Annotated in this window: 14 protein-coding genes; 7 read left to right on the forward strand and 7 right to left on the reverse strand. The window is 66.9% G+C overall.

Annotated features, from left to right (window positions below):
- Nucleotides 1-22: 22 nt before the first annotated feature.
- Together D6M19_RS06045 and D6M19_RS06050 are read right to left on the reverse strand one after the other, a co-directional pair.
- Nucleotides 23-2161 carry a tyrosinase family protein gene (locus tag D6M19_RS06045; protein ID WP_123024282.1) on the reverse strand — a complete coding sequence of 713 codons (2139 nt, stop codon included), beginning with the start codon at nucleotides 2159-2161 and terminating at the stop codon, nucleotides 23-25.
- 138 nt (nucleotides 2162-2299) lie between these two features.
- Entirely contained in the window at nucleotides 2300-2998 is a 699-nt protein-coding gene (locus D6M19_RS06050) for a TVP38/TMEM64 family protein (protein WP_123024283.1), read from the reverse strand.
- A 134-nt stretch (nucleotides 2999-3132) separates the two neighbouring features.
- Between D6M19_RS06050 and D6M19_RS06055 the strand changes: the two genes are divergently transcribed.
- On the forward strand, nucleotides 3133-3894 hold the full coding sequence (locus D6M19_RS06055) for an SDR family NAD(P)-dependent oxidoreductase (protein WP_407665311.1): 762 nt from the start codon (nucleotides 3133-3135) through the stop codon (nucleotides 3892-3894).
- Entirely contained in the window at nucleotides 3891-5444 is a 1554-nt protein-coding gene (locus D6M19_RS06060) for an FAD-binding protein (protein WP_123024284.1), read from the forward strand. The genes D6M19_RS06055 and D6M19_RS06060 overlap by 4 nt, the downstream gene beginning before the upstream one ends.
- On the opposite strand, the gene D6M19_RS06065 is transcribed toward D6M19_RS06060, so the two are convergent.
- On the reverse strand, nucleotides 5425-6318 hold the full coding sequence (locus D6M19_RS06065) for an acyl-CoA thioesterase (protein ID WP_234834718.1): 894 nt from the start codon (nucleotides 6316-6318) through the stop codon (nucleotides 5425-5427). The genes D6M19_RS06060 and D6M19_RS06065 overlap by 20 nt on opposite strands.
- Nucleotides 6319-6375: 57 nt before the next feature.
- On the opposite strand from D6M19_RS06065, the gene D6M19_RS06070 reads away from it, so the two are divergent.
- Nucleotides 6376-7257, forward strand: a complete 882-nt coding sequence (locus D6M19_RS06070; RefSeq protein WP_123024286.1) for a LysR family transcriptional regulator — start codon at nucleotides 6376-6378, stop codon at nucleotides 7255-7257.
- A 56-nt stretch (nucleotides 7258-7313) separates the two neighbouring features.
- A complete protein-coding gene (locus tag D6M19_RS06075; protein ID WP_123024287.1) occupies nucleotides 7314-8534 on the forward strand; it encodes an MFS transporter in 1221 nt (406 codons plus the stop codon).
- On the opposite strand, the gene D6M19_RS06080 is transcribed toward D6M19_RS06075, so the two are convergent.
- Both D6M19_RS06080 and D6M19_RS06085 read right to left on the reverse strand, forming a co-directional pair.
- On the reverse strand, nucleotides 8491-9987 hold the full coding sequence (locus D6M19_RS06080) for an FAD-dependent monooxygenase (protein ID WP_123024288.1): 1497 nt from the start codon (nucleotides 9985-9987) through the stop codon (nucleotides 8491-8493). The two genes, D6M19_RS06075 and D6M19_RS06080, sit on opposite strands and share 44 nt — an antisense overlap.
- 2 nt (nucleotides 9988-9989) lie before the next feature.
- Nucleotides 9990-10403 carry a hypothetical protein gene (locus tag D6M19_RS06085; RefSeq protein WP_123024492.1) on the reverse strand — a complete coding sequence of 138 codons (414 nt, stop codon included), beginning with the start codon at nucleotides 10401-10403 and terminating at the stop codon, nucleotides 9990-9992.
- A gap of 87 nt (nucleotides 10404-10490) precedes the next feature.
- Between D6M19_RS06085 and D6M19_RS06090 the strand changes: the two genes are divergently transcribed.
- A complete protein-coding gene (locus D6M19_RS06090; protein WP_123024289.1) occupies nucleotides 10491-11048 on the forward strand; it encodes a TetR/AcrR family transcriptional regulator in 558 nt (185 codons plus the stop codon).
- Between the two features lie 17 nt (nucleotides 11049-11065).
- Entirely contained in the window at nucleotides 11066-11908 is an 843-nt protein-coding gene (locus tag D6M19_RS06095) for a class I SAM-dependent methyltransferase (protein WP_123024290.1), read from the forward strand.
- Here D6M19_RS06095 and D6M19_RS06100 read toward each other — a convergent pair.
- Nucleotides 11905-12411: a nitroreductase/quinone reductase family protein gene (locus tag D6M19_RS06100; RefSeq protein ID WP_123024493.1), complete on the reverse strand. Its 507-nt coding sequence runs from the start codon at nucleotides 12409-12411 to the stop codon at nucleotides 11905-11907. The two genes, D6M19_RS06095 and D6M19_RS06100, sit on opposite strands and share 4 nt — an antisense overlap.
- 15 nt (nucleotides 12412-12426) lie before the next feature.
- Here D6M19_RS06100 and D6M19_RS06105 point away from each other — a divergent pair, with 15 nt between their 5' ends.
- Entirely contained in the window at nucleotides 12427-12858 is a 432-nt protein-coding gene (locus D6M19_RS06105; protein WP_123024291.1) for a VOC family protein, read from the forward strand.
- 39 nt (nucleotides 12859-12897) lie between these two features.
- On the opposite strand, the gene D6M19_RS06110 is transcribed toward D6M19_RS06105, so the two are convergent.
- The gene (locus D6M19_RS06110; protein ID WP_123024292.1) at nucleotides 12898-14484 is read right to left on the reverse strand and encodes a PTS transporter subunit EIIC; all 1587 of its coding nucleotides are present in this window, start codon (nucleotides 14482-14484) and stop codon (nucleotides 12898-12900) included.
- Nucleotides 14485-14526: the final 42 nt, after the last annotated feature.

Here is a 14526-nt window from a genome sequence, read left to right on the forward strand (position 1 = left end):
TCCTTCTCAGGGATCTTGTCGCTTATGCAACGTGCCGAATGGTCAGAGATCGCCCAGCCATCGTTGGTTGGGCGAGCACGGTTTTCGCGACGCCGTCGGGCATCGGGCGGCTGAACGGGTGGCCCATGTCGCGGATGTCGGGATACCGGTCCACCGCGCCGCAGTAGCTCATCGACCCGCATGGTTGCGTCGCGGGCACTGTGTCGATACCGGCGTCTGTGCACGCGACCGCGATTGCGCACGGCAGCCCCTCGCGCGTGCCGCGGGGGAGAACCAGTGTCCACGGCCAGCCGCAGATGCAATATCCGTCGTCGTCGGGGTTCGGGTCGGCTTCTATCGCCTCGGCAGGCGTCTGCTCGGCGGGCGTCTTGATGACGGAAAAGTCAATGTCCGGGCGATAGAGCACCGTCGTCGAGCGCTTCGGTATTCGTTGAACGGTCTTGTCGAACTCTATCCATTTGCGACGCTGTTCGGCGAATGCCAACGGCACCAGAAAGACCCGCACAGTTACCGACGTGTCGCGGCCCGACTGATTCCTGATCCGTACCGCGTACCCGAACGGGTCGTGGGTAAGGTAGTCGACCGTCTGCCGACCCAGTTGGCCCTGCCGGAAGCGGGTGGTGAGAGTTCCCGTCAGGCGATAGCCTCGTAGCCCGGTGACGGGCCCGTCGGTAACCTCGACATCGGCATTCGCCCCGCCGAGTGCGGCCTCGATCTTCTGCGCTGCCGTGGCGGATTCGGTGAAGCGCGGTCGTTGGATCAGGTAGATGTCGGGACTCTGCCAGGCATCGGCGACGCCGGCGAGGCCGTCGCGTACGGCGACGCTTGGTGCGTCGTCATAGGTGTATGGCGGCTGACCGTCTTGCCACTGCGCAGAGAGGTCGTCGATTCCCTTGTGCCACCGCCAGAAGATTGGGTCGCGGATGGCTGCGGTCGGATCATTCATGACCGCAGCGTCCGAAGATCCCGGCGGCGGTACGGAGATACCGGCGATCCGGCCGTGGCCGATGTTGTGCAGGCCTGGATAGCGGCCAGTGCGAAGCGGCACCCTCAGGCGGGCCTCCGTTGCTTCGATGGCTTCTCCGAGCGTCGTTCGGTCGATCGCCACATCTGCAGCGGTCGCGCCGAGCAGCGCCCCGTTGTCGATGGCGTCCACCACCTCGGCGTGCATTGTGGTCAGATCTTGAGCTGCATTGTCCGACAGCGGAACTCCAAAAGGGCGGGGAAGATAGCCCGGCAGTGGGGCGGGATCGTAGCCGTCGCCGGATCTTGCCGTGTATGGCGGATTGAACGCCGCTACGGGTGTCAGGCCAACCGAAAGTCGCTCGGCGTCGTACCGTGCCAACATCTGCGCATGCATGTAAAGGAAGATCTCGCCTTGCCGGTCGTTGAGCCGAAACAACGCGCGATAGGCCACCGCTGACAGTTGGTTCAAGAACACGCCGATATCAGGCAGCTGTTGCAGCCGGCTGAGAAACGCCTGCCGTATCTCAGCCGGGCGTAAAGCGATGAACTCGGCCCAATGATTCTGCGGCTGCGGATCGAGTTCCTGGAAAAGCTGGGCCAGCCCGGCGCGATCTGTGTCGCGGGCCCACACGTCCCAGTCCTGAGGCGGAATGCCCGCGTAGGGGTACACCTCGTGCCAATGTCTGTGGTGCTCGTTGGCAAGTGCGTCTTCGCGCCAGTAGTCCAACTGTGCCTCGGTGGGTGAGCCGACCGTGACGGTATGCGGCGTGCGCCGCCTGGTTCGCGCCCGGCGGGTGACGGTTCCCGCCCGGGATCGTCCGAATGCCGCGGGCCTGCTCGCAACAGGGCGTGGCACCGCGAGTCGGCGGGCCGGCCGATAATGAGTGGTGAATAGCGATAATGCGGTCCGAACAAGAGCGGTCGGTTCCTCGGCGCGCGCCGATTCGACGCGATCGAGCGCCGTTTCTAGTCCGTCGAGAACTTCGTCAGGCATGGCTGCGACTGCGGCCAATTCGCCGGCAAGAATGGTGGCCTTCCGCGCGTCTTCCGGATTGAACCAGGAAAACGTGCCGGTGGTACCGGTGCGGCTGCTCGTCCGTGCGATAAGTGTCGGCCGCCTGGTCGGATACTCCTCGGCGAGGAGGGACTCGAAGATTGCGCGGCTGCGCGCCTGCAAATCGAAGAGCTTTGGCATTCTGGTCTCCCACCGACGCAGTCAGTAAAGGTACTGCTACTTGCCGTCATTCGGGCGGCTATCGCGGACAATATCCGCAGCGTCAATTGGCGGGGTGAGTAGTGCACTACTCGATTTCGCCGCGTCAACTTTTGTTAATCAAGACGCATCGTCGACATTCCGTTCGCGCCAATGCCGGTAGCCGCGGTAGGTGGCGAACGCCCCGATGACCGCCGTCACGCACCAGATGGCGACCGCCGCGTACGCCAGCGGCGACGACAGATCCCCGATCGACGCGCCCAGCGCGGTGTAGACGAACGCCCGCGGCACCGATCCGATGAACGCTCCGACGGCCATCTGCCACAGCGGGACGCCGAACGCACCGAACGCATACGAGGCGAGCGCGTCGGAAACGCCGGGGATGAACCGCTGACCGACCAGTGCCCACAGTCCGCGCCGCTGGATCAGCTGATCCAGCCGGTCGGCGCGCTGCGGTCCAATGAGTTCTCGTGCGCTCTGCCTGCCTGCGCGCCTGCCGATCAGGCTGGTGATGATCGCCGTTCCGACTGTCGCGCCGAGAGTGACGAACAAGCCGAGCACGGGCCCGAACAACACACCGCTGCCCGCCGCCAAGATCGGGCCGGGAACGAAGATCGCGCCGAGCGCCGCCGACACCACCACATAGGTCAGCGGCGCGGCGGGACCGGTTGCGGCGACCGTGCGCCGGACATCCTCCACGTCGACCACGTGCGTGACCGCAACCAGATAGAAGAGCCCGAGCAGGAACGCTGCGAAGACGACCAGTCGTACGATATGGCCCCGTCGGGAGGTCGTGGACACGTCGTCGTTGTCGGTCATGCTGGCAACGATTCTTCCGCACGCCGCGTAGGGTCCGTCGCTATGACCGGCTCGCCAGGCGATGTCCCACGCATCGACGACTGGAATCGGTTACTCGACGGGCGGGTGGCGGTGGTCACCGGCGGAGGCGAAGGATCGGCGCAGGCGTCGCCGCGCTGTTCGCGCAGCATGGCGCACTCGTCGAAGTCGCCGAGGTCGACCGGGAGCGCGCAGACCGAATCCGCGACGACGTGACCGGCGCGGGTGGACGCATCAGGAGCCACGTCGTCGATGTCACGCTCGACGACGATGTCGCCCGGCTGGCCGAGGCCGTGTTGACCGAGCACGGCCGGGTCGACGTGCTGGTGAACAACGTCGGCGACTACCGCCCGCTGGTGTCCTTTCACGAGTCCACCCCGGATTCGTGGCGGCAGATGTACGACATCAACCTGCGGCACGTCTTCGCCGTCACGAGGGCGTTCGTGCCGGCGATGATGGAGGCCGGCCGCGGCAGCATCGTCACTGTTCATTCGGTCGAGGGCATGCGCGGATACCCCAAGGACCCCGTGTACGGCGCGATGAAAGCGGCAGCCGCGCACTTCACCACCTGTCTGGCCGTCGACCTCGGGCGACATGGCATCCGCGTCAACGGCATCGGCACCGACCTGGCTCAGACACCGCAGGTCGACTACCTGACCGGTTATCAGGACGTCGACGAGCTGTGGGCGGCGTGGGCGCCCGTCGGCCGGGTGGGCTGGCCGGAAGACCAGGCGCGCGTCGCGCTGTTTCTCGCCTCCGACCAGTCCGCGTTCGTCACCGGGCACAACATTCCCGTCGACGGCGGCACGAAAGCCGGTGGCGGGTGGCTCTTCTCGCCGCGGGAAGGCCGCTTCGTCAACCGGTCGAGGAACCTGTGAGCGCGGCCGACGAGACGGTCGACGTCCTCGTCGCCGGCTCCGGCGGAGGCATAGCGGGCGCCTATACCGCCGCGCGCGAAGGGCTTTCGGTCGCCCTCGTCGAGGCGTCGGACCGGTTCGGCGGCACGTTCGCGTACTCCGGTGGAGGCGGAATGTGGTTCCCATGCAACCCCGTGCTCGTCCGGGCGGGCAGCGACGACACCATCGCCGACGCGCTGCGCTATTACCGCGCCGTCGTCGGTGATCGCACGCCCGCAGAACTGCAGGAGACCTATGTCAGGGGCGGCGCCGCGCTGATCGAATACCTGGAAGGCGACGAGCACTTCGCCTTCAAGGTGCTGCCGTGGCCGGACTATTACAGCTCGGCCGTGGGCGCGCGCAACGACGGGATGCGTCACATCGTCTCGAAGGCGGTGCCCGACAACCGTCTTGGCCGGTTCCAGGGGCTGGTTCGTGGACCGCTGGACCATGAACGCCTCGGTGCGCCGCAGCCCGATCTGCTCACCGGCGGCCGGGCGCTGATCGGCCGCTTCCTTTCCGCGATGGCCGAAAACCCCGCGGTCACCGCGCATTTGAACACCAGCCTTGTCGAGTTGATCGTCGAGGACGGTCGCGTCGTCGGCGCCGTCGTGCAGAGCGAGGGCGCGAGGAGGGTCATTCTGGCGCGCCGCGGGGTGTTGCTGGCCGCGGGCGGGTTCGAACAGAACGACGCGATGAGAGCCGAATACGGCGTTGCAGGAGCGGCATCGGACACCATGGGCGCGCCCGGCAATGTCGGGCTTGCGCACCGGGCCGCCATCGCGGTGGGGGCTTCCACGGACCTGATGGACCAGGCGTGGTGGTCGCCGGGGCTGGTGCACCCCGACGGCAGGGCGGCGTTCGCGCTGTGTTTCACCGGGGGCATCTTCGTCGACCGGGCTGGGCGCCGGTTCGTCAACGAGTCGGCCGCCTATGACCGGGCGGGCCGCGAGATCATCCGCGCGATGGGCGAGGGCGCCGTCGGGTCGCGCTACTGGATGGTCTACGACAGCCGGGCGGGTGACCAGCCGCCCGTCATGGCGACCAACGTCTCGTTCGCGCCGACCAGTGAGTATGTGTCGGCAGGGCTGTGGCTACAGGCCGACTCGTTGACCGAGCTCGCCAACCAGATCGGCGTTCCGGCAGACAATCTCGCTGCGACGGTGCACCGCTTCAACGAACTCGCGCGGCGAGATGACGACGAGGACTTCGGCCGCGGCCGCGAATCGTTCGACCGGGCCTTCACCGGGGGAGCGTCGCCGTTGGTGCCGATCGACACGCCGCCGTACCGCGCGGCGGCGTTCGGCCTTTCCGATCTCGGCACCAAGGGCGGCCTGCGCACCGACGTGGACGCTCGCGTCCTTGCGGTCGACGACCGGCCGCTTAGCGGCCTCTACGCGGCAGGCAACACCATGGCCGCGGTGTCAGGCACGACGTACCCGGGCGGTGGCAACCCGATCGGCGCCTCGCTGCTGTTCAGCCACCGCGCGGCGCTGCACATGGCGGGTGAGGTCAGGAGTTCTCCCGAATGAGGACTTCCTGGCTGGTGCTTGCTACCAGATGGCCATCGATGTCGTGTAGCGCGCCGCGCACAAGGCCGCGGTGGCCGGAGATCGCGACCAGTTCCGCGGTGTGGCTGTGCCAACGGTCGAATCGCACCGGCCGGTGCAGCCACAGCGAGTGATCGAGGGTGAATGCCGTCGCCGACGCGATGCTCACCGGTTCGGGGTGCGAACGCGCCGCCACGTCCAGGAGCAGGTAGTCGCTGGAGTACGCGAGCAGGACGCTGTGCAGCACGGGATCGTCGCCGACGTCGCGCGGCAGCCGCATCCAATGCGATCGCGATCCGACGGCGCGGGATCCGCCGAAGAAATGTGTCGGTTCGGCGATGCGCATTTCCAGGGGCGGCGGTCGGCTGATCCAGGTCTGCGCCCTGTCCCGAAGTTCCTCCGGCGTGGCATCCACCCAGTCCTGCAGGCGCGGTAGCGCTTCGGGGTCAGGTCCCTGCGGTGCGGGCTCGCCGAACACCGGATCGGTCGGGTTGTCGTGGAACGACACCATCGCGATCAGCAGCGGTTGCCCAGCCTGGTCGACGGTGACGCGGCGGGCAGCCATCGAGCGGCCGTCGCGTATCCGCTCGACCGCGATGTCCAGTGGGCGGTCGGGATCGCCCGACTGCACGAAATACGCGTGCAGGGAATGAGGCGGCTTGCCGACGACCGTGGTGGCAGCTGCCTGCATGGCCTGGGCGATCATCTGGCCGCCGAAGACCCGGCCGAACCGGTTGGCCTCGCTTTGCACGCGGAAGCGATCGTGGCCAAGCGATTCCGGCTGCAGGGAAGCCAACAACCCGTCGAGCGCTCGCAGGGTCGCGCGGTGCAGCTGCTGGTCGTCGGACGTGCTCACCGATATCGCTCCATCTGCGCCTCTCTTGAATGCACGCAGTGTAGTTATGGTCGAACAGTGAACCTCGAGGAGCTGCAGTGGTTCGTCGTGCTGGCCGAAACCGAGCATGTCACCGATGCCGCAGCGGAGCTGTCGGTCAGCCAGCCGACCTTGTCGCGGGCCCTGGCCCGGTTCGAGCGGGAGGCGGGCACCCCGCTGTTCGACAGGGTCAACCGCAGGCTGCGGTTGAACGCCTACGGCCAGATCATGCTCGAGCATGCAACGCGCAGCATCGCCGAGATCCGGACCGCCACCGAACGCATCGCCGCCCTACGCGACCCGAACAGCGGTCGCGTCAGGCTCGCCTTCCTTCACTCGTTGGCGAATTGGTTTGTGCCCGAACAACTGCGACGCTTTCGCGAATCCGCTCCCGCGGTCGGGTTCGAACTCTTTCAGGGGCCTGCGCACGAGATCACGAAGCGGGTGCTCGACGGCCAGGCCGATATCGCGATCACCGCCCCCCGTCCCGAGGCGCCCGGCTTCGGCTGGCGCCGGCTGTACGTCGACCAGCTGTGCCTTGTGGTTCCGCGCGGCCACCGCCTCGCCGCCCGCGCCAGGGTTCGGTTGTCGGCCGCGGCCGGTGAGCCGTTCATCGCGCTTGCCGAGCAGGCGGGACTGCGGCAGCTCACCGACCAGTTACTGGCCGAGGACAACGTCAGCCCCGAGATCGTGTTCGAGGCCACCGAGATTCCCACGGTCGAAGGTCTGGTCGTGGCGGGCTTCGGGGTCGCCGTCGTTCCCATCCCTCGCGACGGCGGCACATCGAGGACCGTGCATGTGCCACTGTCCAATCCGGGGGCCAAGCGGGAGGTGGGGCTGGCCTGGGGCCGGGACAAGACATTGCCGCCGCCTGCGCAGCGGTTCGCGGACTTTCTCAGCAGTGATGCGTCTAGCGCATGAAGTCACACCACACCATGCATTAGACACATCAGATCAGGCCTTCTACCGTCAAATCGGTGACCATCGAACACGCTGCCCCACCGACATGGGCAGGGCATAGCCGCGGGTCGGCCGCCTACGGGCGACTGCTCGCCGCGTTGTTCTGTGCGGGTGTGGCGACGTTCGCTCAGCTGTATTCGCCGCAGGCGGTCCTTCCGCTCATCTCGGCCGACCTGGGTATCGGCGCGGCGAACGCAGCGCTGACGATCTCCGCGTCGACCGTCGGCCTAGCCGTCGGTGTGATCCCGTGGTCCACCCTGGCCGACCGCATCGGCAGGGTAAGGGCGATTTCGCTGTCGGTCACCGTTGCGACGGCCGTTGGGCTGCTCGTCCCGTTCGCACCCACCTTTGAACTGCTGCTTGCGGGTCGGTTCGTCGAGGGGCTGGTCATCGGCGGCGTGCCGGCAATCGCGATCGCCTACCTCACCGAGGAGATCGACCCCGCGCACGCCGCGAGGGCAGCGGGCACATTCGTGGCTGGCACCACCATCGGTGGCCTGTTGGGTCGTTTGGTGTCTAGCCCGGTCGCGGAGGTCGCCGGGTGGCGGGTCGGCGTCTTCACCGTTGCGGTGCTGTGTGGCGTCGCGGCGCTGTGCTTCGTCAAGCTCGCCCCTCAACCCCAAGGTTTCATCCCTTCGAAGCGGTCCGGCGCCAATCCCGAAGGCAGCCTTGCCGACCGGCTGCTCGCCAACCTGCGCACACCACGCCAACTGGCCCTCTTCGCGCAGGGGTTTCTGCTCATGGGTGGCTTCGTCGCGCTGTACAACTTCCTCGGGTTCCGGTTGACTGCGGCGCCTTTCCACCTGGCGCCCTACCTCGTCAGCCTGGTCTTCGTGGCTTATCTCGCCGGGACCTGGGCCTCGTCGCGCGCAGGCGCGGAAGCCACCCGGTTCGGGCGCAAACCGGTGCTGTTGGCATCCATCGCGATCATGGCCGCGGGTGTCGCGATCACGTTGAGCGCCAACGTGTTCGTCGTCCTGGCAGGTCTGCTGATCGCCACCGCGGGCTTTTTCGGCGCGCATTCGATCGCCGCGGGCTGGACCGGACAGTCGGCGCCGAAGGGCAAGGCGCAGGCCTCGTCGTTGTACAACCTGTTCTACTACGGCGGTTCAAGCCTCTTCGGCTGGTTCGGCGGGGTTGCCTACGACGGTTACGGCTGGGCCGCGGTCGCGGGCACCATCGTCGCGCTGGCTGTCATCGCCGCGACCGCAGCCGCGGTGTTCCTTCCCGAGAAATAGACCCAATCCATCGGCGCAGCGCCGACGTCACGGCGTCGGTGTCAGACGACTCTCCGACCCAGGCGATATAGCCGTCGGGGCGAACGAGCACCGCGGGACCCCCGTCGGCGCGTTGCGCCTCGACAAGCCCATGAATCTCGGTCACCGGCGCTCCACGTTCGCGAACAAGGACGAAGCCCGCGTCGCGCTGTAGCTGTGTCAGCGGACCTTCGAGGAGCGGGATCATTGTCGCCCTTGTGCCGACGAGCGGGTTCTCACCTCGCCGGTGTGCATACCGCAACTCGGTGCCTGCGAAGCTGCCCGCCACCGCATCGCGAATCCGCGGCAGGCGAAGCAGCCTCGGCGCGAGCAGGTTTCGCACCCCGCGGGCGATGCGCGGATGCAGCGTCGCGCCGCGCGCCATCAAGCCGCTTTGCCGGAGAACCCGCCTGCCGATGGGGTGGCGTTCGCTCTGGTAGGTGTCGAGCACGTCGTCTGGAGCACCGCCGAGTGCCGCGTCGAGCTTCCACGCCAGGTTCACGGCGTCCTGTATCCCGGTGTTCATACCCTGCCCGCCCATCGGGGAGTGCACGTGGGCGGCGTCGCCGGCGAGGAACACGCGACCGTGCCGGTAGTGGGCGACCTGGCGTTCGTCGCAGTGGAACCGCGACAACCAACCGACCTCGCGCACCCCGAGATCGTGGCCCATCGCCCGGGTGAGGACATCGATCACCTCGGCGGCGGTAGCGGCCTCGGTGTCGGGTACCTGATGGTGGCGATCCCAGACCATTGCCCGGTACCACGCGCCGTCGTGATCGCCGCGGTCATACGGCGCGAGGAACCCGATCGCGTCGCGGGTGCTGCCAAGGGTGAGCTCGCCGCTGGTCGGCCCGTCGGACAGCAACACGTCGGCCAGCACCATCGAGGACAGGATGGTCTTGCCGGGAAAGTCGGCGCCGACGAGATCCCGCACGGTGCTGTGTGCGCCGTCGGCGCCGATCACGTATTTCGCGTGCCATGTCTGGTGCTGCGAATCGTCGTCGCCCTTCTGGCGCGCCGCGACCGTCACGCCCTGCGAATCCTGGTCGAGTGCAACGACTTCGAAGCCACGCCGGATGTCGGCACCCTGCGCCGCGGCATAGCCCGCCAGCGCCCTTTCGACGTTGGTTTGCGGCGTGACCGCGACGAACTGATACGCCGAACGCAGATGCGTCAGATCGATTCGCGCGCCGGCGAAGATGGAGACACCCGCAGCGCGGTGTGCGTGCGCAAGAACGTCCTCGGCCAACCCGCGGGCGTCGAGCACTTCGAGGGTCCGCGCCATCGTGGCGAACGCACGGCTGGAGGGGTTCATCTCCGGCCAGCGTTCAAGCACCACCACCGAACGGCCGCACCTGGCCAGGTCGCCTGCCGCGGTCAAGCCGGCGGGCCCGGCGCCGACGACGAGGACGTCAACGCTGTGGGAGTCGGTCATGGTCACGCCGCCGGGGTCGCGTCGGCAGGGTTGGGGTACCACCGGCGGATATCGTCGGGCGTCGACGTCGCCGAGTAGTTGAACACGAACCGGCAGTCGGGATTGGCGGCGTGCGCCGCATTAACGATCGCCTCGAACAGCAGGGTGTTGCTCGCCACCAGACGCACGCCCGCGCCGATCAACACGGCGTCATAGCGCTTCCCGGCCAGCCACGCGCGGGCCTTCTCGGCACCGGCTTGGCCGGTCTGGATCAGACAGTTGTCGACCTCGTAGCCGGCGGCGCGCAGGCCGGCGACATTGTCGCTGTTGGCCTTGGCCAGACCTTCCCTGGTGAGCCCCTTGAACTGGGCGAAGTCGGCGGATTGGTAGTCGACGGCACCGGGGTGCAGCCCGATCTGGATAGCGGTGACGGACATGTCGCCCTCCCTGGAGTTCAACGCTTGTTGAACTGACAGTAGGTCGACATCCGACACTTGTCAACAACTGTTGAATACACTGGTCGGATGGCATCGAGGACACGTGACCCGGCCGCCACCAAGGCCGCCATCCTTGCCGCGGCGAGGATGCAGTTCGGAGCAAGCGGGTTCGAGAAGACGACGATCCGGTCGGTCGCCTCGGCCGCGGGTGTCGATCCGGCCCTGGTGATGCATTACTTCGGCAACAAGGACGGACTCTTCGGCGCCGTGTCGCGCCTCGACATCTCGCCGCCGGACCTGTCCGGGGTGGCACCGGAGAACGTCGCCGAGGTGATGTTGCCGCTCTTCGTCGAGGTGTGGGGACCCGACGGGCCGTTTCTGCCGCTGCTGCGCGCCGCGTCGTCGAGCCGGGCGGCAGCCGATGCGCTGCTCGACGTCTTCGCGCGGCAGGTCGCTCCGGCGTTGGCCGACGTGGCGATCGACCGGCCAGCCGAACGGGCCGCGCTCATCGGCGCCCAACTGCTCGGAATCGCGGTCGCGCGCTACATCATCGGCATTCCGCCGCTCGTCGACATGGACGACAAGGCGCTGGCCGCCTGGCTCAAACCCGTTCTCACGCACTATCTCACCGACCCGGCGCCCTAAGTCCTATCGTTGGCGTCATGGAGTCCCACGATGACCTCGCCTCCGGGTTCCAAAGTGTGGACCGTGCGTCGGATTTCGAGGTATTCGCCAGCTGCCTGACGCTGATCGACTCACTCCCGTTCTTCGCCGAGTGCAAGCGTGAAAGCTACGACCTGCTCGCCGCGACGCCGGGCAGCACGGTCCTCGAGGTCGGTTGCGGACTGGGGGACGACGCCGCCGCGCTGGCGGGCCGCGTCGCACCTGGCGGTTCGGTGGTCGCGATCGACGGCAGTCAAGCGATGGTGGAGGCCGCCCGCAAGCGGCACGCCGGCATCGCCGGCTTGTCGTTCGACGTCGCCGACGCGACCCGGTTGCCCTACGAGGAAGGCTCGTTCGACGGCTGCCGTATCGATCGGGTGTTGCAGCACATTCCCGAACCCGCGTCGGCGATCCGCGAAATGGTCCGGGTCCTCCGTCCCGGCGGGGTGCTGGTGGCATTCGACAATGACTGGGAGACGCTGACGATCGACTCGGCGAACCGGGCCATCACGCGAAGGATCCTCAATGCTTGGTGCGACCGATTTCCGTCGGGCTGGATCGGCCGTCAGATGGTCGGGCTGTTTTCAGAAGCCGGTCTCGGCGACGTCGAAGCGCATCCGAAGACGCTGATATCCGACGACCTCGATGTCGCCGACCGGATCTTCAGCTTCTTCGCCACAGCCGACGGTCTGGTCACCGAAGGCGCCGTCGACCGCGAGGACGCCGACCGCTGGCGGGACGAACTGCAAGCGGCCGACGCGGCGGGTCGGTTCTTCACCTCCTACACCGGCTTCCTGGTCTCCGGAACCCGCCCCGAGGGCGTGACGACCGCTGCGGTCTAGGAGGACTGAAGGTCGGACTCGCGGAACACCTCGATAGGCGAGCCCGGCTCGAGCATGACGACCGGGATGTGCCGTGCCGTTGATCGCTGATATGTCAGATACGGCGGATAGATGGAGACCATAAAGTCCCAGATCCGATGCCGCTCTTCATCTCTGGGCTCACGCCAGGCCGCGCGGAAGGCTTGCGTTGCGATCTGGACATCGACGTGCTCGCTGTCGCGAAGGTTGAGGTACCAGTCCGGGTGCGAATCGGCGCCACCCTTGGACGCGACGATCACCACCTCGCCGCCGATATCGCCATAGATGAGCGGAACGATGCGCGTCTTGCCGGACCTGCGGCCATGCAGCCGGATCAGGCAGTGCGTGGTGAAGGCATGTCCACCGGTATCGGAGATGTCGACGATGTGGCCCTTCGTGCCACCCGACTGCAGGTAGATCTCGCGGTGTTTGGCCATCCAGTCGCGGCGCTCTTGCCGGATTGCGGCGGCCGAGTCATTGCTCATGGCACCATCTTGCACGTGACCGAGGGAACCGCCCCAGCGATTACTGGGATCCATCATTTCTCCGTGACCGTCCGCGATATCGAGCCCAGTGTGGCCTGGTATCAGCGCGTCTTTCGTGCCGAGCGCGTGCCCATGACGTTTCCCCACTACGAATGCGAACACACCGGCTACGGCGTGTTGCTCCTCGAACCGGGCTCGGGCCTCGCGATCGGGCTGCACACCAACACCGGCAACGACGGTGAGCAATTCGACGAGGCCAAGACCGGGCTGGACCACGTGGGCTTCAACGTCGCCGGGCGCGCGGAGCTGGAGGCGTGGACGGCGTGGCTTGACGAGCTGGGCATCGAGCACTCCGGCATCAGAACCGGAGACGTGCCGTTTCCTTATGCGACAGTGGTTTTCCGCGACCCGGACAACATCCAGTTGGAGCTCTTCGCGGTGCTGTGATCGCGTTTCGGCCAGGTACGGGTTGGCCGCGGTGTCCCGCTAGAGAACGTCGTTGATGTCGTTCTTCAGCGCCTCGGCGTCGGTACCGAACACCGCTTGGACGCTGTTGCCGACCTCGATGACGCCTGCGGCTCCGAGGCTCTTCAGGCTGGCCTGATCGACCTTGTCCTTGTCGTTGACCTCGACCCGAAGCCGGGTGATGCAGGCGTCCACGTTCACCAAGTTGGCGCGCCCGCCGAACGCCGCGATGACCTGTTCGGCCTTGCTGTCGGTCGTAACCGGCGCAGTTGCGACCGCCGTCGCCGTGCCCGATCCGGTGGCCGTGACGGCGGTTGCGGAGTCGGTGCCCTCGCCGAGGTTGGCTTGCTCCTCGGCCTCGAACTCGTCCTCCGGTTCCCAGCCCGGCGTCCGCAGGTTCCATCGGGTGATCGCGAACCGGAACAGCAGGTAGTAGACGACGAAGAAGACGACCCCCATCCCGATGAGCAGCGGGATGTTCTTCGCTGCCGGGGCGGTGCCGTAGAGCAGCAGATCGATGAGGCCCGCCGAGAACGAGAAGCCGAGGTGGATGTCGAGCAGGTAGGCAATCGCCAGGGACAGTCCCGTCAAGACGGCGTGGATCAGGTAGAGCGGGAACGCGACGAACATGAAGGCGAATTCCAGCGGCTCGGTGACGCCGGTCAGAAACGCGGTCAGACCCGCCGCGGCCAGAATGCCGACCGCGACCTTTCGCTGTTTCTTGTTCGCCACGTGGATCATCGCCAGCGCCGCCGCAGGCAACCCGAACATCAGAATCGGGTAGAAGCCGGACGTCAGGATGCCCGCGGTGGGGTCGCCCGCGGCGAACCGGGTCAGCTCACCGGTGACGGCGTCGCCCCCGCCGGGCGGCTGATAGTCGCCGTAGAGGAACCAGATGTAGGAGTTCGGGATGTGATGCAGCCCGAGCGGGATCAGCATGCGGTTGGCAAAGCCGTATACGAACGCACCGAGGGCACCCGCGCCACCGATGAACTCGCCGAGCGCGGTCAGCCCCGCATCGAAGATCGGATAGAAGTAGCTCATCGCGAATGCGAGGAACAGGCACGCCACCGATACGACGATCGGGACGAATCGCCTGCCGCCGAAGAATCCGAGGTACGACGGCAGCTTGATGGTGTGGTAGCGGTCGAATAGCCAGGCGGTGAGCAGGCCGACCACGATGCCCGCGAATACGCTGTAGTTGATCTGCGCCTGGTCGCCCGCCTTGTCCACCTCGCCTGCCAGGACGATCGGTGACATGGTCTTGAAGACGGCCTCCACCACCAGATAGCCGACGACGGCTGCCAGCGCGGTGGAGCCGTCGGCTTTCCTGGCGAAGCCGATCGCGACGCCGACGGCGAACAGCAGCGGGAGGTTGGAGAACAGCGCGTCGCCCGCGGCGCTCATCGCCTTGAAGAACGATCCGATGACCGGCGCCTCGATCCTGCCCAGCAGGTCGGGCTGGCCGAGTCGCAGCAGGATTCCGGCCGCGGGCAACACCGCGATCGGCAGCATGAGGCTCTTGCCCAGTCGCTGCAGCTGCGCGAATCCGGGGATGCGCATGCCTGACTTTTGCTTGATCGCTTGAGGTTTCGCCGCGTCGCTCATTGCCGGTCACCCTTCTCTGCCGCGCATGACACTGCCGCGCAA

The organism is Mycolicibacterium stellerae, from assembly GCF_003719305.1.
Classification (GTDB): Bacteria; Actinomycetota; Actinomycetes; order Mycobacteriales; family Mycobacteriaceae; genus Mycobacterium; species Mycobacterium stellerae.

Coding starts and splice junctions, on each gene's coding strand:
- D6M19_RS06080 (WP_123024288.1), bottom strand. CDS start 9,987: ATGACCGACTCCCACAGCGTTGACGTCCTCGTCGTCGGCGCCGGGCCC.
- D6M19_RS06095 (WP_123024290.1), top strand. CDS start 11,066: ATGGAGTCCCACGATGACCTCGCCTCCGGGTTCCAAAGTGTGGACCGT.
- D6M19_RS06110 (WP_123024292.1), bottom strand. CDS start 14,484: ATGAGCGACGCGGCGAAACCTCAAGCGATCAAGCAAAAGTCAGGCATG.
- D6M19_RS06085 (WP_123024492.1), bottom strand. CDS start 10,403: ATGTCCGTCACCGCTATCCAGATCGGGCTGCACCCCGGTGCCGTCGAC.
- D6M19_RS06090 (WP_123024289.1), top strand. CDS start 10,491: ATGGCATCGAGGACACGTGACCCGGCCGCCACCAAGGCCGCCATCCTT.
- D6M19_RS06045 (WP_123024282.1), bottom strand. CDS start 2,161: ATGCCAAAGCTCTTCGATTTGCAGGCGCGCAGCCGCGCAATCTTCGAG.
- D6M19_RS06050 (WP_123024283.1), bottom strand. CDS start 2,998: ATGACCGACAACGACGACGTGTCCACGACCTCCCGACGGGGCCATATC.
- D6M19_RS06100 (WP_123024493.1), bottom strand. CDS start 12,411: ATGAGCAATGACTCGGCCGCCGCAATCCGGCAAGAGCGCCGCGACTGG.